The organism is Shewanella decolorationis (genome assembly GCF_004354305.1).
In the GTDB taxonomy this organism is placed as follows: domain Bacteria; phylum Pseudomonadota; class Gammaproteobacteria; order Enterobacterales; family Shewanellaceae; genus Shewanella; species Shewanella decolorationis.
On the sequence record NZ_CP037898.1, the window covers coordinates 1,796,103 to 1,821,302 of the forward strand.

Genomic DNA, 25,200 nt, shown 5'->3' on the forward strand with positions numbered 1-25,200 from the left:
GTTTTAAAGCTTATAATCGAAGAACTTTCGTTTTTCAGGCCCAGAGGCATTGGCGCTGATCTTATTGGGATGTTTATATTCATCCCAACTGGCGACATTGCGGCCGACATTCAGCTTAGGAAAGTTCTGCTGATTTTCGGCGCTGGCTAATCCCATAAATGCTAATAACTGGCCGAGGGCGCCTTGGCGGCTGACATCGATACTGAGGAAGTCATGCCTACCCGCAAAGTAGTCCAATACCTCAGCTTTATGGCGTTGATAACAATCGATAAGGTGTTGTGTATCTTGCGGGTTTTCAATCAAACCGACGCCAAAGCTATGGCGAAAGCTGCGCTTCATGATTGGGTGGAATCGGCCAGTTTTGGTATCCAAATGTGGCAGCATTCGGCTGAGTAACATCTGCATCGACGGCACCCAAGACTCTAACTCGCGGTCAAGATAAACAAATTTGGCCTCGTGGAAGAGTTTATCTAACTGCTTGAAATCACTAAAACAAGGTGCATCGGAAATCGCATCGGCCTGCATAAAGGCTGCTTTAGTAAACGCCATATGTGCCACTTTTAAGCCTTGCTCCAATAGCGCCACGCTTGCGCTCGTTGTCCCTGTACGGGGTAAGCCGATAAAAATAACCTTCTGTTTTTGCTTGGCAACCACCAACTCATGCTTAATTGCATTTGGCTCGATTGCGCTTGGCTTAATTGCATTTGACCTGATGTCATTGGGTTTAGTCGAATCGCACTGTGGCTGATTGATCTGCACATCTGCACTATGGTTATGCCCTTGAGAATCGGAAAGGGTGGCAATAGTTGGGTTATCAGGCATGGATTGGGCTCAGCATTGTTGTCAGCGTGGTCGCGATGGGTGTGTAAATTGGGGTTTAACATTAGCGTTTTATCAACGCTGGCAGTATATCGCAGTGCACAGGTTTGTTAGTATCTTCATGGTATGCAAAACAAAAAATAGAATTGGAATACCAAAAATTCTTAGTCTTGGTATAAGGGATACTTATGAGTTTAAGGCAACTTTTAATAGAAATAGCAGGTGGTTGGGTAAAGGCTAAAAGTGAGCAGTTTACTGGTCACCCAATAGCAACTTTACTAAGACAAGATTTAATTAAAGTAATAGAAAACACGCTCCCATCCTCAACTAATTATCTAATAAAAGCTAGTGCTGGAGCAGGAAATTGGGCTGACGTGTCTTGGTTGTCGATTCTCAATCCATCAATAACAGAGTCAACACAGTCTGGTATTTATCCAGTTTATTTATTCCGTTCAGATGGTAGTGGCGTTTATCTATCATTAGGTTTTGGAACTACAGAGCTGAAAAAACGATATGGAAAAACGCTAGCAAAACAGAAAGCAGAAGAACTCCGTAATAACATAAGAGGTTTAGATAAACGACTGAACACGTGGGATCAAAAAGTTGATTTACGATCTAATACGCCGTTAGGTAAGTCCTATGAGTGGGCTTCGGCTGGCGCAAAATTTTATCCTTTAGAAAATATGCCTGATGAAAATGATCTTGTTTCTGATCTAATAGAACTATTAGAAATATATTCAGATGTCAATTTAGAAACTAATAAGCATTCAAGTCAGGCAGTTAGATATGTGCAGTTTCTTTCCAAACCCTTCCTCCTTCTAGCTGGTATCTCTGGCACAGGTAAAACCCGGTTTGTACGTGAGCAAGCTAAGGCTACAGGTAGTCTTGCTGAAACCTATTGTTTAACTTCGGTACGTCCCGATTGGCATGAACCGAGTGATTTGCTGGGATATATTTCGCGCTTAAATGGCGCTGCCGAATATATCACCACAGATGTATTGCAGTTTATCGCTAAAGCATGGCGTGGTATTGCTGATCGTTGCTTAAGTATTGAAGTTCAGGACATTGAAGAACAGGGTAAACGTTTAGTTGTAACCGGTGAACGTGATGCCCTTGAACAGGTGTTGCCTTACTGGTTGTGTTTGGATGAAATGAACCTAGCCCCTGTCGAGCAGTATTTTGCGGATTACTTATCAGTACTTGAAACCCGTGAATGGCGCTGGGCGGATGACAGTTTTACCTACAGCAGTGATGCGTTATTAAAGCCCACCACCATTAACGATGTGGCTGATAAAGATAAACTACGCAAGGAATTGGGTTTTGGCAGCGAAAAATATAACGAGCTGTGGGATTTTATTTGCCAGTATGGTTTAGGTATTCCATTTAACCTAATGGTAGCAGGCACGGTTAATATGGATGAAACCACTCATGGCTTTTCGCGTAAAGTAATAGATCGAGCATTGAGCTTTGATTTTGGTGAGTTTTTTCCAAATAAAACGGAAGATTTTTTTGCGCCTAAACACAAACAAAAGGCCTTAAGTTATCCGTTATATAGCCAAGCCAAGTTGCCAATGTTTGCATCGGTTGCTGCCGATAGTGATGCATCGAAAACTACAGCGTTCTTTAATGCAATCAATGCAGTATTAAAGCAAACCCCATTTGAATTGGCTTTTCGTGCTTTCAATGAGCTTTGTCTTGCTGTGATTAGTTTTTCACCCAAAACGGAGCTTGAATTAACCGCGGTGTTTGATGACTTTTTAATGTGCAAAGTGTTACCGCGCATTGAAGGCGATGATGACAAACTGGTTGGAAATAGTGAGCAGACTCTATTGGAGCAGCTAGAAACGGTGCTCGCAGATAAATTAGCGAATATTTGGCAGGGGACTCGGCCTGATTTGTTGCGTGAAGTGATCGAGCAGCCTGATGAAACGGTCATGGTTGCCTGTCGCTCTGCGGCTAAATTAGTGCGCATGAGAAAACTGCTAGAAAGTGGTTTTACGTCTTTTTGGCCTTAACCTAAACGGATTGTTGGGTGGTATTGATTAATGGCGCAACAAACGCGTGAAACCTTGTATGTAACCCATGATGACTTTGAATTTTATGTTTATGCGGAAGGGTTAGATAAGCCAAGAAAGCGGCTGGCAAGCACTTATGCGAAGCGCTCATTCAGCCTGCCGACTGAGGATATTGCCGTTTTTGTGGGCGACAAATTGGTGGCAACGGATACAGGAGCCACCTTGGTTGAGCCATTCTTTTTTGAGAATCGTCAGTATTGGTTTGAAATTGAATTTAAAGACAGTGTTGACATCAATACGGCAGCAGTAAGTCATAAGTACAATCTAATCGAGCAAGGTTTTATGCTCAGCCCGAGACGAAAAACGCTGCATGCCATGATCAATTTTGGCAATGATATCGGCCGTTGTGCATTTCAAATTAAATATATCGTTGATGGCGTGCATAAATCGGTACCTGTACAGTTTACCGTGCTGGCAACCAAAATGGTGCAAAGCCAAGATCTTACCCTGATGAACAGGCAGATTGATCAGATTTATCCACTATGGCGCTATACCATTAGTAGTAAAACCAGTCAGTCCCAAGGCAAATTGAGCCATAAATCTGAGCCGTTCGAGCTATTTTGGTTGGCGCAGTTTGAGCGCTTAGTGTTTAATTTTAATCAAGGTATTAATCGAGTTTTACATGCACCACACAATCGTTTGCAGTCTTTTACCCAGCAAAAGCAGCTAGATCGTATTCACAAAAAGCTCAGTGCTAAACAGCAAGAACAAGCAAAAGAATTACTTGCTTCAAAACGTCTATCAAGCCGTATGGGGATTGCCCAGCAGCGCTTGAATATTAACACTCCAGAAAATCGCTTTATTAAAATGGTACTAAAGCGAACCCAAGCTAATTTGACGAAATTGATAGCAGGTATTCGCTCGAGTAAAGAGTCGAAAGCGTCTGACTCTTTTTTGCAAACTTTAGATGCTTGGCTTGGGCAGATATCAAAATATGCTAAGCATCAGCTATGGCAAGAGGTTGGGGCGTTTGAAGGGCAAAGTAGTGAGTCAAAGGTTTTACAGCAGGGTGCTGGCTATTCGAAAGTCTATAAAGTGTGGCAACAGTTAAGGCATTATTTAGATAACAATAATGGTGAGGCGCAGTTGTCGATTAAGTCTGTAGCAGATATTTATGAGGTTTGGTGCTTCCTAGAAGTAAAAACCGTGATTGAAAGCTTCGGCTTTCAGTTGCAAGAAAAGAAGTTAAGCAGCTTGAAAAAGGTGCAGTTTGAACGTCAATTTCCTGAAGACAGCATGGCTGCTGCTTTTGTTTATTATCGCCAAAGTGATGGCATGATCATTGAGCTTGCCCATGAACCTTCTTTTTCGCCAGAAGGGAAAGAAAATCGTACTTGGTCGGCAAATCAGCGCCCTGATATTGTGTTAAGGGTGACACTTGCTAACAGTGAATCATTTTTGATTTTGTTCGATGCTAAGTATCGAATTGATACTAAGCAATTGTGTAAGGAACAAGACGGTGTACCAGAAGATGCGATTAATCAAATGCATCGTTACCGTGATGCCATTATTCACCAGCAAAAAATGATGAATGAAAGGCCACTAAAAAGTCGCCCTGTAATGGGCGCATTTGCTTTGTATCCTGGCTTTTTCGACCAAACTACTCAGCAAAATCCTTACGATGAAGCAATTCAAGAGATTGGCATTGGTGCTTTTGCTTTATTGCCATCGGCGGCAGAACCAAATATTCATAACCATTGGCTACGGAGTTATTTAGCCAATAAATTGGGTAATGGCACAAATAAAATTAGTTATCTCAGGCCACCATCTAATGATTATTATTTTGTGGAGGATTCTGCGCGGATTGCCCCTTATGGCGGCAGTATAGTGCGTCACAATGGGTTAACTATGGTGGCCCCGATAAACGAAATTGATCGTGATAGTGATTATTTACTCAGAGCAAGAACTGGCCGTTTAACGGGTTACCATACTCAGCTTTTGGCGACGAATCGGCAGAATGTTCATCGTAATATTGTGCGTGAAATTCGCTACCTGTTACTGACAGTACGTGTTAATCCATCTGATCCGAATCAATTGGGTAAATTTCTATATCGTGTTGCGAATGTAAAGTTACTACCAAGGCATGATATTGATCGGCAGTTAACTGGAAAGCTTAGTAATGACAATCACCATTATTGGGTGTTTGATTTTGTTGGTGAGCCTGAAGTGTTAACAACGCCAATCGTAAAACCGTATTCTGAAAACTTTCAATTTAAGCTTACTAAAGCAGAGTATTTGCAACAAATTAGCCATTGGGATGGTCTGAAAGAAGCTTATCAGCTCTATACCGACCTAGACTTGAATTGGTAATACCTTGGCATTCAGTTGCTGTTTTATCTGATTTAAATGTGTTTTCATTAGTCTATTTTTGCTGTGTGGTTATGTTCGTTATAACCATTATGTAAAGCCGTATTTATCCTGAACCCTAGCTAATAATTGCCAATTACTTTGCTAAGAACTCCATCAAAAACTCAATCAATACCGTTACTTTGGTTGGGAGGTATTTTCGCTGTGGATACACTGCATAAATACCGTGTTCGGGTAGCGGAAAGTCAGTGAGTATGGGCTGCAAACGCCCAGCCTGTAGATCGGACTCTACGATAAAGCGCGGTAGGTTAGCTATGCCAAGGCCATCGAGACAGGCTTGGTGGATAGCATCACTATTATTCACCTGATAGTTGCCTTTGGGCTGAACACGTTGCACGCCATCGGGATTGTGAAAACTCCATTCCACACCATCTTGAAAGTAACTGTAAAACAAGCAGTTGTGCTGAGTTAACTCGCTAGGAGTCATGGGTGAACCGTGCTGAGCTAGATACGCGGGGGACGCGCAAATCACGCTCAAACAAGGGGCAATTTTGCGGGCGATAAGGCTGGAGTCGGGCAGTTCGCCGATGCGGATAGCTAAATCGAAGCCGCCTGCGATTAAATCTGTGGTCTTGTCATCCATTTGCACTTGCAGCTGAATATCGGGGTAACGTTTTAAAAATTCAGCGATTAAAGGTGCAATATACAAGCGGCCAAACACCATAGGCACGGAAATTCGCAGATTGCCTTTAGGTGTTTGCTGCAATTCGGAGATGGCATCTAATCCTTCTTGGGTGAGTTGCACGGCGGGGCGAATATATTCGAAATAGCGCGCGCCAGCATCCGTTAGGCTCAAACTGCGGGTGGTGCGTTGTAATAGTTGAATCCCTAAGTGTTGCTCCAACTGTGTGATTCGTTTGCTGATGGCTGATTTACTCAGTCCGAGTTTTTGTCCCGCCGCAGAAAAGCTACCGCATTCGACCACAGTGACAAAAATGGGCAGGGCGGAAAAATGTTCCATGCAGGGCTTCCTTTGTAAAACGATGTTGTAACAGTCGAGGCTCGGCTGTAGGTCGCTTATTTCTATCACTTTAAGCTGAGTATGAGGGGATTTAGAGCCTCACTTGCTTCTCGCATCTCGCTTAAAGCGGAAATCACTAACATTAATTGTTAGCTAAAGCTCAACAATAAGTTTCTATTACGGTGGATTATAAGGCCTAAACTATCACTGTAGACTATTTTGCAACAAAAATGGATGGACTGTTTTGATGCAAACGTCAAACAAACTTACCTTATTTATGTCCTTTGTGGCGCTCTGTTCCGGCGTTTTACTGGCATTAATGATTAAGCTCAATAGCCAGCTTGCTATGTATAGCTCACCGCTTTTGGCATCTTGGATGGCTCATGGTATTGGTGCAATAACAGTATTGTTGATGCTGTTTTTACTGAGAAAAAAGCTGATGAGTAAAGAAGCCAAGTTGGCTTTGAATGCCGATGCGAGTCGATCTCTGTTACCTTGGTGGGCGTATTTAGGTGGCGCTCCTGGGGCTGCGACGGTTGTGTTGGCCGCTGTCACAGTCAACAGTGAATTAGCCTTGGCTGGCACCTTAGCCTTGATGCTTGTGGGGCAGTTAATCTTGAGCTGTATATTCGACTGCTGCGGTTATTTTGGTGTCGTTAAGCGGCACATTCGATTCACAGAAGTCATTGCTATGGTGATGATTTTGTTGGGAGCCATGTTGGTGATTTATTCACACTAGCTGGCGTAGCAGGGGAAATTGAATGGAATTGATGGTACTTATCGCACTGCTTAATGGCGGTTTAATTGCCTTAAGCCGAACCTTTAATAGTGCTTTGGCAAAACATAGCCATGCGTTAATTGCATCTTGCTGTAATCATATTGTGGGCTTTGTAGTCTTGAGTGCATGGATAATCTGCCTAGAGAGTGGCGCAAATCAGCTACAAGTGCAGCCGCCCGTGTATTTGTATCTTGGTGGAGTCATTGGTGCTTTATTTGTCGTGCTAAATAGTTGGGCATTGCCATCGTTAGGGGTGATGCGTTGTACTTTGCTGGTGATATGTGGGCAGATGCTGACAGGCGTTGTGCTGGATATAATATCTAGTGCCAGCGGTATGCATTGGGCGTCGCTCGTTGGAGTATGTTTGATGTTAGCGGGTGTCGTGTTCCTTAATCGGGCGAAGCAACCTACGCCCAGGTAAAGCACGCGAATTGCTCATTGTGATATGGCGTTAATCGCCCTTCAATCTCATCATCTTGTGTCGAGCGGTTTGCTTAGTCATCTACAATATGCGAGAACTTACCCTAGATTGCGATTGGCTGTTGTGTTGATCATTTTGGAATTTGTCGCAGAGTTTTTCATGCTTAGTATTTGATTTTTTTTTGTTATTAGGAGTGTTATGTCGTTCTCAAGTCAGGCTAATTCTTCGGCCGCACCTTACTCTTGGGTGCTTTTCGATGCCGATGAAACCCTCTTTTATTTCGATGCTTTCGAAGGGTTGAAGCTGATGTTTTCAGGCTTTGGTGTCAGTTTTACTCAGGCCGATTTTGAGGAATACCAAAGGGTAAATAAACCGCTGTGGGTTGCTTATCAGGATGGCAAGATCAGCGCCGCCGAACTACAAACCATCCGCTTTGAGCCTTGGGCGGCAAAGCTTACAGTGACCCCACAAACCTTAAACAGTGCGTTTTTAACGGCTATGGCAGAGATTTGTGCGCCCTTGCCCGGTGCCCGTGAATTGCTGGCCGCGCTGCAAGGGAAAGCCAAAATGGGGATTATCACCAATGGCTTTACCGAGTTGCAGACAGTGCGTTTAGAGCGTACTGGTTTGCAGCACCATTTTGATATTTTGGTGATTTCAGAAAAAGTCGGCATCGCAAAACCCGATGTGGGTATTTTTGAGCATGCACTAGAGTTGATGGGGCACCCTGCGCGTGAGCAAGTATTAATGGTAGGCGATAACCCTCATTCAGACATTCAAGGCGGCATCAATGCGGGATTTCACACTTGCTGGTATAACGTCCATGGCCATGCCGCGCCTGAAGGGATCACCCCACATTATCAAGTGAGCTCCCATCGAGAGCTACAACAGATGCTGGGGCTTTAATGGGGTACATATTGTTGTACATATAATGCGAAAAGGGGTTAACCTTTGCAGGTTAACCCCTTTCCTAACAATCACTTAATCGAAAAGATTAGTTCATGCCGTATTTCTTTAATTTCTTACGCAGAGTACCGCGGTTGATACCTAGCATGTTTGCTGCGCGGGTTTGGTTGCCGCGAGTGTGTTGCATGATGATGTCAAGCAGAGGTGCTTCAACTTCACTTAGCACCATTTCATACACTTCTTGTGCTTCCTGACCGTCCAACTGTGCGAAGAAGTTAGTTACGGCACGCTTTACAGCGTCACGTAATAACTGGGGCTTGATAGTGCCGTTTGCGGTTTCGATTTTGCCAACGGTAAGCTGGTGAACTTCTGTGTTAGTTGTCTGATCAAACATTCTATTCTGCTCTTTATTAATTCTTTACTAATTCATCAAAATAATATTCCACCAGGGAATACTGTTCTGCAGCGGTTTCCAGCTGATTAAAGTCAGCCCGGAATTGGCGCTGATCCTCTTGGTCTAGGTACCATCCAATATGTTTTCTGGCGAAGCGGATACCCTTATATTCACCATACAAATCATAAAGTTTGGTGAGGTGTTCCAGCATCACTTGACGCTGTTCAGCCACCTCAATGGGCGCTAGCTTATTACCCGTATCCAAGTAGTGCTGGATTTCTCTGAAAATCCAAGGCCGTCCTTGAGCACCCCGTCCTATCATCAGAGCATCGACACCGGTATAGTCCAGCACGAAGCGGGCTTTCTCCGGACTGTCGATATCCCCGTTTGCGACAACAGGAATCGAGACATTCTGTTTAATTGCCTTGATGGTGTCGTACTCGGCGTTGCCTCTGTACATGCATTGTCTCGTGCGGCCGTGAACGGCGAGCGAGGCGATACCACAATCCTCAGCAATCTGGGCGATTTGAACACCGTTCCTGTGTTCAGGCTCCCAGCCTGTGCGAATCTTTAACGTGACAGGTACCTCTACTGCGGCAACCACGGCTTGTAAAATTTCTTTCACTAAGGGTGGATTTTGCATTAGGGCAGAACCTGCCAGCTTTTTATTCACTTTTTTTGCTGGGCATCCCATGTTGATATCAATGATGTGGGCACCTTGTTCGACGTTGAACTGGGCGGCCTGCGCCATTAACTCTGGATCTGCACCTGCAATTTGCACTGAGCGAATACCTTCCTCGCCGGAATGCGTCATACGCTGGCGGCTTTTATCTGTGTCCCAAACTTCAGGATTCGATGAAAGCATCTCCGACACCGCTAAGGCTGCGCCATAACGAAGACAGAGATTGCGGAAAGCTTGATCGGTGACACCTGCCATTGGTGCCACGATCAGCTGATTCTTCAGTTGATAGGGTCCAATCTGCATTTACTGTTTCACCTTAGCTCTTCAAAGGGGCGCTATAGTAGCCCTTTTTATTGGCCGTGAAAAGGTCAATAAATGACCTAGGAGCAATTTTTTTTCTTGACTTTTTAGCCTTGAGAAGTCATCGACAAAATAAGCCTAAGCCAGTGGTGGCGCATGTTGCGCCACCCTTTAGCGTTATTTGCGCTTACCTGTCAAGCGGCTCCAATCTTCTTTGTGAGCCGCTTCGTCCATGTCGAACCATTGGCTATAGAAGTCAGAGATTTCTTGCGCTTGCTCTTTAAGTAGTCCAGAAAGGGCTAATTTACCGCCAGATTTGACGCGCTCGGCGATAAGGGGGGCAAGTTCACGCAGTGGGCCTGCGAGAATATTGGCAACTAACACATCGGCCTTAAGATCGGCGGGTTGATCTTCTGGCAGATAAAGTGCCAATTGGTCGGCAACATCATTACGTTCGGCATTGGCTTTAGAGGCTTCGATGGCTTGATAGTCGATATCGATACCTGTGACCTTTTTCGCGCCCAGTTTTAGCGCCGCTACGGCGAGAATGCCTGAGCCGCAGCCAAAGTCGATCACTTCTTCGTTGCTGAGATCTAAGCTATCTAACCACTCTAAACACAACGCCGTTGTGGGGTGGGTACCAGTGCCGAAGGCCAGACCCGGATCTAAGATCACGTTTACTGCGCTTGGATCGGGGACTTCACGCCAGCTTGGGCAAATCCATAGGCGTTTACCGAATTGGATTGGGTGGTAGTTATCCATCCACTCGCGAACCCAGTCTTTATCTTCAATTTGCTCGATTTTGTGGCTGAAGCTTTCACCTAAAAACGGCAGGGTTTTCAGCATCTCAATAGTCGGTGCTAAATCCGTGTCAGCCTCGAATAGGGCAACTACTACGGTATCTTGCCACAGAGGGGTTTCGCCCAGTTTAGGCTCAAAAATCGGGGTGTCTTTACCATCTTCAAAGGTAATAGAAACGGCGCCTTCTTCCATAAGTAAGTCGCTGATGGTTTCAGCATCATCACTGTTGGTGTTAATGCGAAGTTGGATCCAAGGCATGGGTAAAATCCTGTGGCTAGGTTTAAAAAATATCGCGCTATTGTATACCCAAACCGCGCTAATTTGCAGAATTCGGTGGCAATTTAACACCAGTAACTGTGTTTTAGTGTGTTGAGAAATTCGCGCTAACAATTAGGGGGATTTACGGTAGGAATTGAGCTTTATCTCAGCTTGGACAAGGGGTTAGCTTGTCATCTTTTGGTTGTACGCAAAATCGAACCGCTCGTTTCGATTTTTGATATAACGCCATGAAATATAATGGTTAATTGGTTTTACCTTTGTTTGGTTTTTACGGCTTTTTTGTGATCGTCTTCTAAGAGTTGACGCTTATGCCGTGAGTTGCCTCACGCTTTAAATCTGTGACACTCAGCCGCGTATTTTGTTGCTGCTATGGTGTAGTTTGCAAAGAGGCGTCAACAAACCATTAAAGGGTAAAAGCAAGATGACAAGCGTAACGCGCGTTCACACTAGCGTGAAAATACAGGGGATAGGTCACCCTTGGTCGGCTAAGGCCGACAGACTACAGAGCGCGACTGGTATTATGCTGGGATGCTTTCTATTGTTACATATGCATTTTGAGTCGAGCATTCTGCTGGGCAAAGAGGCCTTTTACCATATGGTGCAGTTGCTCGAAGGTGGCATGTTTAGCAGTAGTGGCCATGGCTTTCCGATTGTCACTAAAGTCTTCTCAGTATTTATGCTGCTGGTGGTGATTTTACATGCCGCCGTTGCCCTTAGACGATTTCCGGCGCAGCTTGGGCAGTGGCGGGCATTGCGCTCGCACTTAGGTGGCATTAACCACCGCGATACCCATGCTTGGTTTTGGCAGTTGATCACGGGTTTTATTCTGTTTTTCCTTGTGCCAGTACATCTGTTTACCATGATCTTAAATCCTGAGATTGGCCCACATTTATCGGCTGAGCGTGTCTATCACGATAACGCTTGGTTGCTCTATGCCTTGTTGCTACCGGCAGTGGTTATCCACGCCATGATTGGCTTATACCGAGTGGCAGTGAAGTGGGGCATTACGACCCAGCGCTCCGGCCTACGCAAACTTGCTAAGGTATTGATTATCTACTTGTTATGCCTAGGTAGCGCGAGCTTAGTTTCCTATATGTTTATCGGTAGCGAGCTAAGTGTGCCCGTGCAGCCCTACGTGCCCCATTGATTGAAACCCAATACTGCTGCGTTATCCCATGATGGAATTGGGCGCAGCAGGATTTTGTTTCGCTGCTAATATTTAAGCATTCGATTAATTATTCGCCTCCTAGTTGATCTAACTCAGGTTTTTTGATGGATTTGTGAGCGATATTAATTTTCGAGGACAACTTAATGAGCAGGGCTCACGGAGCCTGTGGCGCGAGGCGAAAGTAATGGCAATCAAACTAAGTATAAAAAAATGGAGTGCGTGGCTGGATTTAAGCCAGAGTTTGTCGGGTGTCATTCTGGCGGTGTTTTTGTGGACTCACTTAGTGTTGGTGTCGTCCATTTTGTTGGGTGGCGATGCCATGAACTGGGTGGCTCGCACTATGGAGTTGAGTTTTCTCTCCAGTGATGGCCATGGCTATCCTTGGGTGGTGACTTGTATTGCCGTCGGTATTGCCGCCTTAGCACTGGTGCATGTGATTGTGGCGCTGCAAAAGTTACCCATGAGTTTGCGCCAGCAAAGGGCGCTGCAACAACAGATGCAAGTGATCAATCACAGCGATACTCGTCTCTGGCGTTGGCAGGCTATTACGGGCGTGGTGATCCTGTTATTGCTGCCGGTGCATCTGTGGCTTATCGGCTCGGCGCCTGAAACCATTGGCCCGCAGGGTAGCGCTGAGCGGATTTGGAACCAAGGTGTGTGGATGGTGTATCTGCCACTATTACTGACGGTTGAGTTACATGCTGCCATCGGGATTTACCGCGTGGCACTAAAATGGGGCGCGGCGCGGGATCTCAATAGTCGCAGCCGTTTACGTAAGATCAAAACCATTGTGAGCATCGCGTTTGTCACTGTAGGGATTGCCTCCTTATTGGCATTTTTACCCCACGCGAGTTAGCGAAATATAACAAAAGAGTGTTGTCCTAAAACAATAACAGCAGTACCCGTTAAGGAGCAGGCGTGAAACTGATTTATACCGATTCATTAGTGGTTGGTGCCGGATTGGCAGGCCTGAGGGTGGCCATTGCCTCTAAAGAGCGTGGGCTGGATACCTTAGTGTTATCGCTTATTCCTGCTAAACGTTCTCACTCCGCCGCAGCGCAAGGGGGGATGCAGGCAAGCCTTGGCAACGCAGTTAAAGGCATGGGCGATGATGAAGACGTGCACTTTCAAGATACGGTGAAAGGTTCGGACTGGGGCTGCGATCAAGAAGTCGCTAGGATGTTTGCCCATTGTGCGCCCAAGGCGGTACGTGAATTAGCCAACTGGGGCGTGCCTTGGTCGCGCGTGAGTGCAGGGCCTAGGGAAGTGATTGTTAACGCCCAAAAAGTCACGTTGCAGGAAGCCGAAGAAGCCCACGGTCTGATCAATGCCCGCGACTTTGGCGGCACTAAAAAGTGGCGCACCTGTTACACCGCTGACGGTACAGGCCACTCTTTACTCTATGCTATGGATAATAAAGCGATTTCGATGGATATTCCCGTCCATGAACGCGTCGAAGCGCTGTCGATTATCCACGACGGTCAACGCTGTCACGGGGTGATTGCCCGTTGTTTAATCACGGGGGAATTGCGAGCCTACGTCGCGAAATCGACCACCATCGCTACCGGTGGCTATGGCCGGATTTATGAAGTCTCAACTAACGCGATTATCTGCGAGGGGATAGGTCAGGCGCTGGCACTCGAAACGGGGGTAGCGACCCTTGGTAATATGGAAGCGGTGCAATTCCACCCCACGGCAATTGTGCCCGTGGGGATTTTAACCACAGAAGGTTGCCGCGGTGACGGTGGCTTGCTGCGGGATAAAGACGGTTATCGTTTTATGCCGGACTATGAGCCAGAGAAGAAAGAGCTAGCGTCGCGGGACGTGGTGTCTCGCCGCATGACCGAGCATATGCGTAAAGGTAAGGGCGTCGATAGCCCCTATGGCCCGCATTTATGGCTCGATATCACCCTACTTGGGCGCAAACATATCGAAACCAACCTGCGTGAAGTGCAGGAGATTTGCGAGAACTTCCTCGGTATCGACCCGGCTAAGGATTGGATCCCCGTGCGCCCGACACAGCATTACTCCATGGGCGGGATCCGCACTAAGGCAACGGGCGAGAGTCCGCAGCTTAAGGGCTTATTCAGCGTGGGTGAAGCGGCCTGCTGGGATATGCATGGCTTTAACCGCTTGGGCGGTAACTCGCTCGCCGAAACCGTAGTTGGCGGCATGATTATTGGCAAATATGTCGCTGATTTTTGTGAAAATAATAGCCTCGAAATCGACACTCAGCTTGCCGAAAAGTTTATGCAGCAGGTACAGACAGAAATCGATACCTTAGTCGATGGCGAAGGCCATGAAAGCCCTTTCGAACTTAAGCGCGAAATGCAGCGGATTATGATGGACTACGTGGGGATTTTCCGTAATGGCCCAGAGCTTGATAAAGCGGTGAATGAGCTAAAAGCCCTGCTTGAGCGCTCACGCAAGCTCGGGATTAAGTGCAAGAAACGCCACGCCAACCCAGAGCTGGTAGAAGCGCTAAGGGTGAAGCGCATGCTCAAGGTGGCGTTAACGGTAGCCTGTGGCGCAGCCGCTCGTACCGAAAGCCGTGGGGCCCACGCCCGTGAGGATTATCCGCAGCGTAATGACAGAGACTGGCTCAACCGTACTCTCGCCAGTTGGCCTGATGCCAATGCGTTAGAACCCGTATTAAGCTACGAGCCGCTAGATGTGATGAAGATGGAGCTGCCGCCGGGATACCGGGGTTATGGTATCGACAATGCCATTGCTCACCCTGATACCGCCAAACGCGAGCAACAAATTGCCGAGATTTTGGCAGGACTGGGTGACGACGCCGATCGATATCAACGCCAAGCGGCGCTGATGCCCTTTGAGTTGCCACCGAGCCTACAAGCTAAAAATGAACGTTTAAGCGATACCTTACAAAGACCATCCGCCAATGCGCTAGGAGAAAAATCATAATGAGCCAAGGTCGCCAGTTAACCTTTAATATTTTTCGTTATGATCCGCAGGAGCCAAACGATAAGCCGAAGATGGTGCGTTATCATCTCACCGAAACGCCGGGGATGACGGTATTTATTGCCCTCAATAAGCTCAGAGAAGAGCAAGATACGTCGTTGCAGTTTGACTTTGTCTGCCGTGCAGGGATTTGCGGTAGCTGCGCCATGGTGATCAACGGCTTCCCTACTTTGGCATGCCGCACCCTAACCGCCAAATACCCTAATGGCGAAATCACCCTGATGCCGTTGCCAGGCTTTGAATTGATTGGTGATTTATCGGTTAACACGGGTAAGTTTATGCGCGAACTTGCCGAGCGTTTAAAGCTGTGGTTACACCCAAAGGCGAATGATATCAGTATCCATCGCCTCGAGGAGCCGATGGCGCCGGAGGAAGCGGCGCGGCTCTATGAATTAGAGCGCTGCGTCGAGTGTGGGGTTTGTGTGTCTGCCTGTGCGACCAAGCAAATGCGTGAAACCTTTGTCGGTGCTGTGGGGATGATGAAAATCGCCCGCTTTGAACTCGATAGTCGCGATGCGCGTACGGCTGAAGATTTCTACCATGTGATTGGTAATCAGGACGGGGTATTTGGCTGTATGACTTTGCTCGGCTGCCAAGATAACTGTCCGAAGGACTTACCTCATATGCAGCAGATTGCCTATCTGCGCCGCAAAATGGCGATGACCTTAGTGTAATTCTGTTAGCTGTTTGATTCAAAAAGTAAAGCGCCTTTTTAGGCGCTTTACTTTTGGGCGTTAACAGGCATAGGTTTTATGGATCTCAACCTGCTTAACGAGTTCTTCTGATGCGGTTACAAAAGCATTAAAGTGTGGACTTGCCATATGTGCATCTAAGGCTGCTTGAGATTGCCACACTTCATACATCCAGAAGTGATTTGCATTATCTAAAGAGCGATGCAGAGTATACTCAAAACAACCAGCCTCTGTGTGGGTATCCCTCACTAACTGTTTGAGCAAGTTAAACAGCGCATCAGTTTGGCCTGGATGCGCTTGGATTTGCGCAAAAACCGTGATTTTCATTGGCTAAATCCTTCTAGCACAATTTTACCTATGGCCTTACCCGACTCTATTTGAGCATGGGCTTTAAGCAAGTTTTGCGCATTGATAGTGCCGTAATGCTCACCAAAGGTGCTTTTTACTGCGCCTGTATCAATCAGCTCGGCGATACGATTGAGCAGATGGTGCTGGGCAATCATATCTTCAGTTTGATATAGGCTGCGGGTGAACATAAGCTCCCAATGTAGCGATAGGCTTTTACGTTTAAGCTTCATCACATCTAAAGGACCGATAGGATCGTCAATCAGCGCCAGTTTTCCTTGCGGTCTAAGCACTTTTACGATTTCGTCAAAGTGCTTATCGGTTTGAGTCAGGCTAATCACATGGGTAACGTCGGCAATATCCAACTGCGCTAGTTCTTCCGAGAGTGGCTTGTTGTGATTTATGACTGCATCTGCACCCAAGTTTTTAACCCAAGTTGCGGATTCTGGCCGTGATGCAGTGCCAATCACCTCGGCACCAGTCAGCTTGACCGCAAGTTGAGTGATGATAGAACCTACGCCGCCAGCCGCACCGATAATCAGAATGCGTGCATCCGTGGCTGAGGCGTCCTGCGGTAGACCTAAACGGTCAAACAGCAATTCCCAAGCCGTGATACTCGTTAAGGGGAGCGCCGCAGCCTGGGCATAACTTAAGGTTTGCGGTTTATGGCCCACAATGCGCTCATCAACTAACTGATATTCGGCATAGCTACCGCTGCGGCTGATATCGCCGGCGTACCAGACCTCATCACCTACTTTAAACAGACTCACCTTGTTACCCACGGCTTTAACAACTCCAACTGCATCCCAACCGAGGATTTTATATTCCCCTGCGGTTGCAGAGCTGGATGCGCGGATCTTGGTGTCAACCGGGTTAACCGATATGGCTTTAACTTCGACTAATAGATCAAATCCTTTGGGTGTAGGTTCAGTTAGTGTGATGTTTTCTAATGCATTGTGCGCATTGACCGCGCTTGCTCTTTGGTAACCTATGGCTCTCATATTTATTCCTCACTGGCGATTCGTGTCAGTCACTTGTCATTGAGTGCCATTGTGTGAAATATTAATTCTTAGATAAACGGGGGAATGTTTGTAATTTTTTCAAAGGAAATTTGATAATTATGCTGCTCAATGATCTCGCATTATTTGTTCGCGTTGCCGATTGTGGCAGCATTTCTGCGGCGGCAGCCGAGATGGAACTCTCAGCCGCATCGGCGAGTGCTGCAATTAAACGCCTCGAAAAACAACTTGATACTAGCCTATTTGTGCGCACGACCCGAAGCCTGAGATTAACCGCTCAAGGTGAGCGCTATCTTATCCATTGTCGCCGCGCTTTAAGTGATCTCGCCCTCGGAGAGCAAGCGATCGCCAGCGATAAAGGTAAAGTCTCTGGCACGTTGAGCCTGTCGGTTTCATCCGACTTTGGGCGTAACTTATTCGTCCCTTGGCTCGATGACTTCCTCCTAGATTTTCCGCAGCTGCAAGTACGTTTGCATTTGGGCGACAATATCAGCAGCTTTTACCACGATAAAATTGATGTAGCGGTGCGTTACGGTAAGCCGCAGGATTCTAATCAGGTCGCCTTCCCGATTTTTACAGCAGATAGAGTGCTTTGTGCTTCGCCTGAATATCTTGCCAAGCACGGCAAGCCCGAAACCTTAGAGCAGCTAACACAACATAATTGCTTATTTTATAAATTAGATGAGAGAACGCACGACCAATGGCAATTTGTGCGTGATGGTCAGGAGTTTAAAATTCGCGTTACAGGGAATCGCAGCGCTAACGACGCGGAAATTGCGCGCCGCTGGGCGGTAGCAGGAAAGGGGTTAGTGTTTAAGTCGAGCTTAGATTTGGCAGAGGATATTATGGCTGGGCGTCTTGTGCCTTTGCTGCCTGAATATCGCGGTGAGGTGGTCAATTTGTACTTAGTGTGTCCTGGGCGCGAGCATGTCACTCCGGTGGTATTACTGCTTCGCGAAATGTTACGCCAGCGCTGTAAAGAGCTGCAAACGCAGTTAGCCGCGCATCAATCCACTTAAAGTACCGTTAAACGATTACATTATGGTGGCATATGTAAATAATCGCACTGCATGTTGTTATTTATTTTTAAATAAATATTTTTAAATTGTTTTTGAATGTGGTTTTTGCTGTTTATTATTGTGTTTTTTATGTTTAATTTTTCAAAATTTTTCTGAGCTAAATCAAATTTACTTTAATTTGGTATGAGTTAGCTCTTGCTTCAGTTGAAATGATTTTTTGTTAGTGTCTATGATGCAATAAATGTATCGGTTTGTATCTTTTATTGCGATGTTGCAGTGGAGATTATTTAAAGTATGACGTATTGACGAAAATGTTATCAAATTTGGCTGAAAATAATTATTCCAGAATACCAAGACGTTTATGTATCACGGTAGCTGCATTACTCGTATTCGGAATGTTATGGCTGATTTTACCTGTAATTTTTGTCGCTAAGTCTAATGTTTGTGCTTTTGAAAATAATTACTTATCAATAATTTCGGCTAAGGTTTTTGACTATGAACCTCTTGGCCTCCCATCAGTTATCAGAGTTAGTGAATATGGCGCTCCCTTTTGGACTGAGGTAACTCAAACGGATATTGAGAACATATTGGGGGGAGCGTCTTTTTTTGTTTTATTTTGTTTTGCCTATTTATTATTAACCATATTCATACGTATTTATTTTGCTAAAGTAGAAAACGGTTATTCAGTGTTACTTAATTGGATAAAGTCTATTAAAGCAAGTACTTCCTAGCGTTAAATAGAGCGAATGCTCATTATCAATATTTTTATCAAAATATAAATCAAGGTCTTATTATGCAACCAACGAATAATCAATATTATTCGTCGATTTCTCGTCGGCGAAATAAATGGTCAGTGCTTTTCTGCGTGCAGGTGATGCTGGCCAGTTTCTCATTTGTCGGCCAAGTATTGGCCGTCAATGAATTTGAGTTAGCCACGGATGCACAAGCTGCAAAATGGTCTGGCTACATTAATGTTGGGTTTACCCGAAACATTTATGACTCGGATAGTTATTACGCCTATCAAGCCTACAACATCGATAGCCGGATTGATTACAAGGCAAACTGGGGCAATGTGCTATTTACCCTTGGGGGTGAAAAGCAAACCTTGCACGGCAAGGAGTCCAGTTTTTATGACCCTCTACTGGAGTACCGCACGCCACTGTATGCCTTGAGCGATACCGTCTCATTAAAAGGCAGTTTAGGTGTGTATTTGCCTGCAGAACGCGAATCAAAACTGGATCGGTTGCAATATGCACCGCGTATGGCTGGGTACTTATTTTGGAGCCCGCTAGATAACCTAAGTTTTTATTTTTCACCGCGCTATCGCTACAACGCTTACCAATACAAAACCGCAGGTGAGCGTGTGTTGGTTGAACAGCAACTCGATGGATTACTCGATGCTTATTGGCAAATTACGGCCAATTGGTATTTGGACGTGAGTGGTCGTTATCGAATTTCCAAAAACTATTACGGTCGCCGACTCGACGATCAATTTACCTTCGCCCAAGAACTAGGTTGGTCGTTTAAGCCTGACTGGGTATTGGCTGTTGGTCATAACAATAGTGGTCGTTTTTACAACCCAGAAGTGGGGACATCTCAGGGATTTGAGATTTATGACAAAAAGAGTTCAACCTTTTATTTGTCAATCACTAAATATCTATAAAAACAGTCGTTAAGAGGAATCTATGAAGAAGTCCATGGTATGTCTGGCGATCACCAGCGCACTAACCCTTGTAGGGTGTGGTGCTGGCGATGAGCCTTATAAAGAACTCCCCAAAGATGAAAAGCAAGTCACCACTGCCGACATCGATAAAGCCACTGAGCGGCAATATCTTTATATTCGCAGCGTAGGTAAGGCTCCGCGTTATGCCGCCGAGGTGCGAGGTTTTACCCAAGGTGATCCTAAGCTGGTGACCTTGCACAAAACAGAGAATGGCATCCAAGTGCGTCAAATTGACCGGGATAATATCGGATTAGGCCATGACAGCCGTTATCCTAATGAGTATAACCAAGCCCCAGTGTTAACCATTCCTGGCGAATATATCGACTTTAAATGTACTGAAGACAAATGGCGCGAGTGCATTAACGTAGAGCAAGTTAATACCGATGCTAATTTAACATGGCAGGATAAGCGCTACTTTGTTCCTGACTTTGCGAAAGCTAAAATTGCTGAGTTAGATATTAATGACATTATTACCTTCGGTGAATGTGTGACTGAAACCGAAGCCCCCCGTTTGGTTACCTCTAATGGTCAAAAAGGCTATGAAATGGATTTAGCCAAAGGGGTGGTCAACTTTGAAATTGAGCATACTTATCAAGCTTCTCCAAGTTGCTTTAACCAATTTTACGGTGGCAACCTTGACAACTTATCCTTTACGACCACCGAGTTTATTTCGATTGTGGCGGTGGATCAGTTAGCCAGTAAAGACTATGAAGCAATACCCTATGCTGAAAACGAAAAGGGGACATTTGGCTTCTTTACCTCCTCCCATACCTATCGCGATGCGACGGACTCAGAGGGCGTTGATGGGTATGTGCGCACTTACTTGAATCGCTTTAATCCGGCCAAATCGGAACTGACTTATTACCTGAGTAATAATTTCTACGATGCGAAAAATAAACCCTTTTTGGATGCAGCCATTGAGTCCGTGACGGCAATAAACATTCAAAACAAGTTGTATAAAACCGGTTTTCCACAGATAAAACTTGAGCAAGCCCATGATAAACGCCATGGCGATCTACGTTATAGCAACATCACATTATTCGATGAACCACTGGATAATGGTTTAGCGGGTTACGGCCCATCAGCGGCAAACCCGCTCACGGGCGAAATTGTGAGTGCGCGAGTCAATCAATACAGCTCGAATCTAAAACAAGGCGCCGTTCGTTACTATCGCCAAGTGCGTTTAGATTATAACAGAGGCAAATTGGACGCGAATTCAGTGACGTCGTTAACGGGTGAGCCATATGCTGCTCGTTTGGCTCAACCTGATGTCAGCCTAGATACTGCGCCTGTTGAGGCGGCCGCATTTGAGCAACCGACTCAGCAACTTATCGCAGCACCTCAATCGATGCCATTAACGCCCAAGGATAATAGCTTCGATGCCTTGGCGGATTTTGATGAAAAAACAAAAGCATTTTGGTCTGAAAACTCAATGATGCATGTCGATACCGTATTTGCTACGGGTGGCAGCGCTCGTGAATTACCTCGCGGTATCAAAGGTCATGAAATTGACTGGAAAAAAGCGGAAATGTGGGTTGATGGCAAAGTGGGCGGTAAGTTAGCGGCATTTGAAGATTTGCCACTAAGTTTACAAGACTCATTAACCACAGCGCTTGCTGCACAAGCATTTGCCGGTACCTTGACCCATGAGTTGGGTCATACTTTTGGCTTAAGACATAACTTTGCAGGGAGTCGTGACCACGACAATACCTTTAACCAAGCACAACTGGCTGAATTAAAAGCAGCCTTTAGTGATGCAGGTTACCCAGACATTACTGTTAATGCCGAGTTTTCGAGCCAAATGGACTACAACGTGAACCGATTTGCGACCACGTTTGAACCCTATGACTTAGCTGCGTTACGTTTTGGCTATGCCCGTGAAGTAGAATCAAAAACCAATGAATTCGTATCACTCAAAGCGGAAGATGCTAAGCGTCGTGATGAACTCGCTAAAGGTGTGGTGAACGGTGAGACCCGATTTGGCGCGCTTTATAACATAGAGCAAAACAACAGCCTACGTCAGTATTCTTTCTGTACCGATGAGCACGTGTCTCTGAACAGCAACTGTAATCGCGGTGACGCGGGTAAAAACTTAGATGATATTGGTCAGTTTTATATCGAAAAGTACTTCGATAGCTACGAGACCATGAACCTACGCCATAATCGTCAATCTTTGTTTGAGGATCATAGCCTAAGTTACACCATCAATCGTAAAGCGCAGTTTGATGAAATACGTCAATTCATTGAAGATGTGAGCTTTTTAGAACAATTGTTTGGTTTATCAGAGAACTTTTTTGCTGGTGAGTGCGAACGATTGGCGGCCACAGGAAGTGATGCTTGGTATTGCGCGAATCAGCGGGCGATGAATCAGGCGGCAGATTTCTTCCTCAAGCTGGCGGGAGAAAATGATGCAACCCTCGATGTGACATACAAACAAGCCGATGGCAGCGTAGCTCTAAGACAACAGTACAATTTTGCCAAAGTGCTTGAACAATATCGTTTTAAAAGCGGCGATATGAAGGCAAAGTTTGAACCAGGTGAAGTGATAAGTCAGTTCTCTGATTCTCCAGAAGCCTTAAAAGAGTTGATCATTAAGTCACAAATAAATCCTAAATATCAGGATTTGTTAACGGCGGATGTCAGCTTTTCGGGTCGCTTACTCAACGGTATTAAAACGCCAGCATCTTCACCTAACCATCCCTATGTGAATGAGCGCGATGTATTGGGTGTGTGGCCAGATAAATTGTTAGCCGTGAGAGCCTTAGTATCACGCACTACCCCTCGTAGCACGTCAAGCCGCGGCTATAAAGCCTTGGTTGATTTGCCTAATGTGGGTCCGGTATTCCAAGACATGCTATGTAAGATGACTATGGGTGAGGGTCCAGGGCTGACTCGTGGTAATACGCCACTCTTTACCGAAAGCTGTGGCGTGAGTGGTAAGCTCGATAGCTATCTGCCTTATTACACTGATTTTGCGCAACAAAGTATTGAGCCATTACCTAATTACGACCGTTCAGTATCACGTTACTTCCAATTTGATACTGTTAACGGCCAACCAAAAGGTAAGAGTAATTTATTGCAGATGATATTACGCCAAGTGGTGCTTGCATCCGTAGACAGCGATTATCAAGGTGAGCAAAAAGCTAGGGTATGGCGTGAATATGTTGGTATTCATCTCGCAGGCCCTGCATTAGCCACGCAAGCGGAAGTGACGGTAAATGGTCGAGTGTACGCAGCAACAGCCGAAAACACCTTAGCACTGGCGTTGATTAACCGGATTAAAGAGATGGAAACCTTTAAGGCACAAGTAGGGGAAGCTACGCTTGCTATTAAGTTAAATAATGGCACCGTAGGTGAGATTATTGATAGACAGCTAAGTCGAGATCAGTTGGTGCTCAGTTATTTACCTGTGCTTGACTAAGTCACTTGAATTGAGTGAGCCGCAGCCGCGGCTTTGTAATGCATAAACATGGTCAATACATAAACGAAAGGCCGCTCACTGAGCGGCCTTATTATTCATACAAACTTGTATGGCTTAAGACTTAGCGCGTTTCATCGCGGTGAAGAATTCTTCGTTGGTCTTAGTCATTGCTAGCTTATCGATCAGGAACTCCATTGCGCTGACTTCATCCATAGGATTTAAGATCTTACGCAGGATCCACATCTTTTGCAGCTCATCAGGTGTCGTCAGTTTTTCTTCGCGACGAGTACCACTGCGGTTGAAGTCAATCGCTGGGAACACGCGTTTTTCAGCGGCCTTGCGTGACAGATGCAGTTCTTGGTTACCTGTACCTTTGAACTCTTCGTAAATCACTTCGTCCATTTTAGAGCCAGTATCAACCAGTGCGGTAGCAATAATGGTTAAGCTGCCGCCATTTTCGATGTTACGAGCCGCACCGAAGAAGCGCTTAGGACGGTGCAGGGCGTTTGCGTCCACACCACCAGTTAACACTTTGCCCGATGATGGAATAACAGTGTTGTAAGCACGCGCTAAACGGGTGATAGAGTCGAGTAGGATCACAACGTCTTTCTTGTGTTCGACTAAGCGTTTGGCTTTTTCAATAACCATTTCTGCCACTTGTACGTGACGGCTGGCAGGCTCGTCGAAGGTTGATGCAATTACTTCGCCTTGAACTAAGCGTTGCATCTCGGTCACTTCTTCAGGACGTTCATCGATCAACAGTACCATCAACACGACTTCAGGGTTGTTGTAGGTGATAGACTGAGCAATGTTTTGCAGTAATAATGTTTTACCCGCTTTTGGTGGCGCGACGATCAGGCCACGTTGACCCTTACCAATAGGTGAACATAAATCCAGAATACGGGCAGTGATGTCTTCAGTAGAGCCATTACCACGCTCCATACGCATACGTTCTTCTGCGTGGAGTGGGGTTAAGTTTTCAAAGAGGATTTTGTTGCGAGAGTTTTCGGGCTTATCGAAGTTAACTTCGTTAACTTTTAGCAGGGCAAAATAACGTTCACCTTCTTTTGGTGGGCGAATCTTGCCAAAAATGGTATCGCCCGTTCGCATGTTAAAGCGGCGAATTTGGCTTGGTGATACGTAAATATCATCAGGGCCAGCTAAGTAAGATCCATCTGCACTACGTAAGAAACCGAATCCGTCTTGGAGTATTTCTAATACACCGCCACCGAAAATGTCTTCACCACTTTTGGCGTGGGCTTTAAGAATAGAGAAAATAATGTCCTGCTTGCGAGCACGGGCCATATTTTCGAGTTTCATATTTTCGGCTAGCGAAACTAGGTCGGATATCGGCGTGTCTTTTAATTCAGTTAAGTTCATGTTGGGGATCTTGTGTTACGCGACAAAGCTTACCGCGATCAATCAGTAAAGTTTGTGATTCAGGATAGTGATTGACGAGCGAGAAGTGGTTTAGTTAGAAAGAATCTGGTTATTAAAGTAGCACTAACAAAGCGGGGCGTCCAGAAATTTAGGGGTATTCCGGCACAATTAATTAAAGCGTGTGCCGGAGGTCACTCATAGCGACAACAAATTAGATTTGTGCGTCGATGAACTCTTTTAATTGAGTTTTAGACAGTGCACCAACTTTAGTCGCCGCTAATTCACCGTTCTTGAACAGCAATAGAGTTGGGATACCACGAACGCCATATTTCGCTGGAGAAACATTGTTTTGGTCAACGTTTAATTTAGCGATAGTCACACGACCTGCGTACTCTTCGGCAACGTCGTCAAGGATTGGCGCGATCATTTTACATGGACCACACCATTCAGCCCAAAAGTCTACCAATACTGGTAAATCGGCCTTTAATACGTCGTTTTCGAAGCTGTCGTCGCTCAGGTATATAATTTTATCGCTCATGATGTTCTCCAGTTTGGTTGCCATTGCTGGTTTGTTAATGGCTTACCATGTATATTGGGGCTGAAAAATAGCTTTTCAAGTTACCTTTTTACAATGTGGCTATTTCAAACGATCGAGTATCTTATTGCAA

The 25,200-nt window shown here is 45.6% G+C and carries 22 protein-coding genes; 13 read left to right on the plus strand and 9 right to left on the minus strand.

The features are described from left to right. Positions 1-3 precede the first annotated feature (3 nt). Positions 4-822 (minus strand): sulfotransferase family protein, encoded by an 819-nt coding sequence (locus EYR25_RS08290; RefSeq protein WP_133179262.1) that lies wholly within the window; start codon positions 820-822, stop codon positions 4-6. Positions 823-1,007: 185 nt separating this feature from the next. Here EYR25_RS08290 and EYR25_RS08295 point away from each other — a divergent pair, with 185 nt between their 5' ends. Both EYR25_RS08295 and EYR25_RS08300 read left to right on the plus strand, forming a co-directional pair. Continuing rightward, complete coding sequence (locus EYR25_RS08295) at positions 1,008-2,834, plus strand: MrcB family domain-containing protein (RefSeq protein WP_133179264.1); 1,827 nt, start codon at positions 1,008-1,010, stop codon at positions 2,832-2,834. 30 nt (positions 2,835-2,864) lie between these two features. Next, complete coding sequence (locus EYR25_RS08300) at positions 2,865-5,204, plus strand: DUF2357 domain-containing protein (RefSeq protein WP_133179266.1); 2,340 nt, start codon at positions 2,865-2,867, stop codon at positions 5,202-5,204. A 133-nt stretch (positions 5,205-5,337) separates the two neighbouring features. Here the strand turns inward: EYR25_RS08300 and EYR25_RS08305 are convergent, their stop codons facing one another. After that, positions 5,338-6,222: a LysR family transcriptional regulator gene (locus EYR25_RS08305; protein WP_133179269.1), complete on the minus strand. Its 885-nt coding sequence runs from the start codon at positions 6,220-6,222 to the stop codon at positions 5,338-5,340. A gap of 247 nt (positions 6,223-6,469) precedes the next feature. On the opposite strand from EYR25_RS08305, the gene EYR25_RS08310 reads away from it, so the two are divergent. The 3 genes from EYR25_RS08310 (at position 6,470) to yjjG (ending at position 8,327) form a co-directional block, all read left to right on the plus strand. Further along, positions 6,470-6,961, plus strand: coding sequence for a DMT family transporter (locus EYR25_RS08310; protein ID WP_133179271.1), 492 nt, complete (start codon positions 6,470-6,472; stop codon positions 6,959-6,961). Between the two features lie 22 nt (positions 6,962-6,983). Next, positions 6,984-7,421, plus strand: a complete 438-nt coding sequence (locus EYR25_RS08315; protein WP_243729947.1) for a DMT family transporter — start codon at positions 6,984-6,986, stop codon at positions 7,419-7,421. A 198-nt stretch (positions 7,422-7,619) separates the two neighbouring features. Beyond that, entirely contained in the window at positions 7,620-8,327 is a 708-nt protein-coding gene (gene yjjG, locus EYR25_RS08320) for a pyrimidine 5'-nucleotidase (RefSeq protein WP_133179273.1), read from the plus strand. An 88-nt stretch (positions 8,328-8,415) separates the two neighbouring features. Here the strand turns inward: yjjG and fis are convergent, their stop codons facing one another. The 3 genes from fis to prmA form a co-directional block, all read right to left on the minus strand. Further along, on the minus strand, positions 8,416-8,721 hold the full coding sequence (fis, locus tag EYR25_RS08325) for a DNA-binding transcriptional regulator Fis (protein ID WP_006083371.1): 306 nt from the start codon (positions 8,719-8,721) through the stop codon (positions 8,416-8,418). Between the two features lie 16 nt (positions 8,722-8,737). After that, positions 8,738-9,706 carry a tRNA dihydrouridine synthase DusB gene (dusB, locus tag EYR25_RS08330; protein ID WP_023268964.1) on the minus strand — a complete coding sequence of 323 codons (969 nt, stop codon included), beginning with the start codon at positions 9,704-9,706 and terminating at the stop codon, positions 8,738-8,740. Between the two features lie 174 nt (positions 9,707-9,880). Beyond that, positions 9,881-10,762, minus strand: coding sequence for a 50S ribosomal protein L11 methyltransferase (gene prmA, locus EYR25_RS08335; RefSeq protein ID WP_023268963.1), 882 nt, complete (start codon positions 10,760-10,762; stop codon positions 9,881-9,883). A gap of 442 nt (positions 10,763-11,204) precedes the next feature. Between prmA and EYR25_RS08340 the strand changes: the two genes are divergently transcribed. The 4 genes from EYR25_RS08340 (at position 11,205) to EYR25_RS08355 (ending at position 15,607) form a co-directional block, all read left to right on the plus strand. Then, complete coding sequence (locus EYR25_RS08340) at positions 11,205-11,930, plus strand: fumarate reductase cytochrome b subunit (protein ID WP_133179275.1); 726 nt, start codon at positions 11,205-11,207, stop codon at positions 11,928-11,930. 205 nt (positions 11,931-12,135) lie between these two features. Continuing rightward, positions 12,136-12,807 (plus strand): fumarate reductase cytochrome b subunit, encoded by a 672-nt coding sequence (locus EYR25_RS08345; protein WP_011627397.1) that lies wholly within the window; start codon positions 12,136-12,138, stop codon positions 12,805-12,807. A 62-nt stretch (positions 12,808-12,869) separates the two neighbouring features. Further along, the gene (locus EYR25_RS08350) at positions 12,870-14,876 is read left to right on the plus strand and encodes a fumarate reductase flavoprotein subunit (protein ID WP_133179277.1); all 2,007 of its coding nucleotides are present in this window, start codon (positions 12,870-12,872) and stop codon (positions 14,874-14,876) included. Further along, complete coding sequence (locus tag EYR25_RS08355) at positions 14,876-15,607, plus strand: fumarate reductase iron-sulfur subunit (protein WP_023268959.1); 732 nt, start codon at positions 14,876-14,878, stop codon at positions 15,605-15,607. Before EYR25_RS08350 ends, EYR25_RS08355 begins: the two co-directional genes overlap by 1 nt. A 60-nt stretch (positions 15,608-15,667) precedes the next feature. Here EYR25_RS08355 and EYR25_RS08360 read toward each other — a convergent pair whose 3' ends face one another. Further along, entirely contained in the window at positions 15,668-15,952 is a 285-nt protein-coding gene (locus EYR25_RS08360; protein WP_133179279.1) for a putative quinol monooxygenase, read from the minus strand. Continuing rightward, entirely contained in the window at positions 15,949-16,971 is a 1,023-nt protein-coding gene (locus tag EYR25_RS08365) for a zinc-binding alcohol dehydrogenase family protein (protein ID WP_133179281.1), read from the minus strand. Before EYR25_RS08365 ends, EYR25_RS08360 begins: the two co-directional genes overlap by 4 nt. Before the next feature lie 119 nt (positions 16,972-17,090). On the opposite strand from EYR25_RS08365, the gene EYR25_RS08370 reads away from it, so the two are divergent. The 4 genes from EYR25_RS08370 to EYR25_RS08385 all read left to right on the plus strand — a co-directional run bounded on the left by EYR25_RS08370 (position 17,091) and on the right by EYR25_RS08385 (position 23,152). Further along, on the plus strand, positions 17,091-18,008 hold the full coding sequence (locus tag EYR25_RS08370) for a LysR family transcriptional regulator (protein ID WP_023268956.1): 918 nt from the start codon (positions 17,091-17,093) through the stop codon (positions 18,006-18,008). Positions 18,009-18,331: 323 nt separating this feature from the next. Then, positions 18,332-18,739, plus strand: coding sequence for a hypothetical protein (locus EYR25_RS08375; protein ID WP_133179284.1), 408 nt, complete (start codon positions 18,332-18,334; stop codon positions 18,737-18,739). Between the two features lie 62 nt (positions 18,740-18,801). Then, positions 18,802-19,671, plus strand: a complete 870-nt coding sequence (locus EYR25_RS08380) for a hypothetical protein (protein ID WP_133179286.1) — start codon at positions 18,802-18,804, stop codon at positions 19,669-19,671. A gap of 22 nt (positions 19,672-19,693) precedes the next feature. Then, entirely contained in the window at positions 19,694-23,152 is a 3,459-nt protein-coding gene (locus EYR25_RS08385; RefSeq protein WP_133179288.1) for a zinc-dependent metalloprotease, read from the plus strand. 114 nt (positions 23,153-23,266) lie between these two features. Here the strand turns inward: EYR25_RS08385 and rho are convergent, their stop codons facing one another. Together rho and trxA are read right to left on the minus strand one after the other, a co-directional pair. Beyond that, complete coding sequence (gene rho / locus EYR25_RS08390; RefSeq protein ID WP_011621213.1) at positions 23,267-24,532, minus strand: transcription termination factor Rho; 1,266 nt, start codon at positions 24,530-24,532, stop codon at positions 23,267-23,269. A 211-nt stretch (positions 24,533-24,743) separates the two neighbouring features. Further along, positions 24,744-25,070, minus strand: coding sequence for a thioredoxin TrxA (gene trxA, locus EYR25_RS08395; RefSeq protein WP_011070766.1), 327 nt, complete (start codon positions 25,068-25,070; stop codon positions 24,744-24,746). Positions 25,071-25,200 lie beyond the last annotated feature (130 nt).

Bases quoted from the DNA above. Each gene is read 5' to 3' on its own strand.
- EYR25_RS08370 (WP_023268956.1), top strand. From the start codon at position 17,091: ATGCTGCTCAATGATCTCGCATTATTTGTTCGCGTTGCCGATTGTGGC.
- EYR25_RS08340 (WP_133179275.1), top strand. From the start codon at position 11,205: ATGACAAGCGTAACGCGCGTTCACACTAGCGTGAAAATACAGGGGATA.
- fis (WP_006083371.1), bottom strand. From the start codon at position 8,721: ATGTTTGATCAGACAACTAACACAGAAGTTCACCAGCTTACCGTTGGC.
- EYR25_RS08305 (WP_133179269.1), bottom strand. From the start codon at position 6,222: ATGGAACATTTTTCCGCCCTGCCCATTTTTGTCACTGTGGTCGAATGC.
- EYR25_RS08360 (WP_133179279.1), bottom strand. From the start codon at position 15,952: ATGAAAATCACGGTTTTTGCGCAAATCCAAGCGCATCCAGGCCAAACT.
- EYR25_RS08355 (WP_023268959.1), top strand. From the start codon at position 14,876: ATGAGCCAAGGTCGCCAGTTAACCTTTAATATTTTTCGTTATGATCCG.
- EYR25_RS08385 (WP_133179288.1), top strand. From the start codon at position 19,694: ATGAAGAAGTCCATGGTATGTCTGGCGATCACCAGCGCACTAACCCTT.
- EYR25_RS08345 (WP_011627397.1), top strand. From the start codon at position 12,136: ATGGCAATCAAACTAAGTATAAAAAAATGGAGTGCGTGGCTGGATTTA.
- EYR25_RS08380 (WP_133179286.1), top strand. From the start codon at position 18,802: ATGCAACCAACGAATAATCAATATTATTCGTCGATTTCTCGTCGGCGA.
- EYR25_RS08310 (WP_133179271.1), top strand. From the start codon at position 6,470: ATGCAAACGTCAAACAAACTTACCTTATTTATGTCCTTTGTGGCGCTC.
- trxA (WP_011070766.1), bottom strand. From the start codon at position 25,070: ATGAGCGATAAAATTATATACCTGAGCGACGACAGCTTCGAAAACGAC.
- dusB (WP_023268964.1), bottom strand. From the start codon at position 9,706: ATGCAGATTGGACCCTATCAACTGAAGAATCAGCTGATCGTGGCACCA.
- yjjG (WP_133179273.1), top strand. From the start codon at position 7,620: ATGTCGTTCTCAAGTCAGGCTAATTCTTCGGCCGCACCTTACTCTTGG.
- prmA (WP_023268963.1), bottom strand. From the start codon at position 10,762: ATGCCTTGGATCCAACTTCGCATTAACACCAACAGTGATGATGCTGAA.
- EYR25_RS08365 (WP_133179281.1), bottom strand. From the start codon at position 16,971: ATGAGAGCCATAGGTTACCAAAGAGCAAGCGCGGTCAATGCGCACAAT.
- rho (WP_011621213.1), bottom strand. From the start codon at position 24,532: ATGAACTTAACTGAATTAAAAGACACGCCGATATCCGACCTAGTTTCG.
- EYR25_RS08290 (WP_133179262.1), bottom strand. From the start codon at position 822: ATGCCTGATAACCCAACTATTGCCACCCTTTCCGATTCTCAAGGGCAT.
- EYR25_RS08295 (WP_133179264.1), top strand. From the start codon at position 1,008: ATGAGTTTAAGGCAACTTTTAATAGAAATAGCAGGTGGTTGGGTAAAG.
- EYR25_RS08300 (WP_133179266.1), top strand. From the start codon at position 2,865: ATGGCGCAACAAACGCGTGAAACCTTGTATGTAACCCATGATGACTTT.
- EYR25_RS08315 (WP_243729947.1), top strand. From the start codon at position 6,984: ATGGAATTGATGGTACTTATCGCACTGCTTAATGGCGGTTTAATTGCC.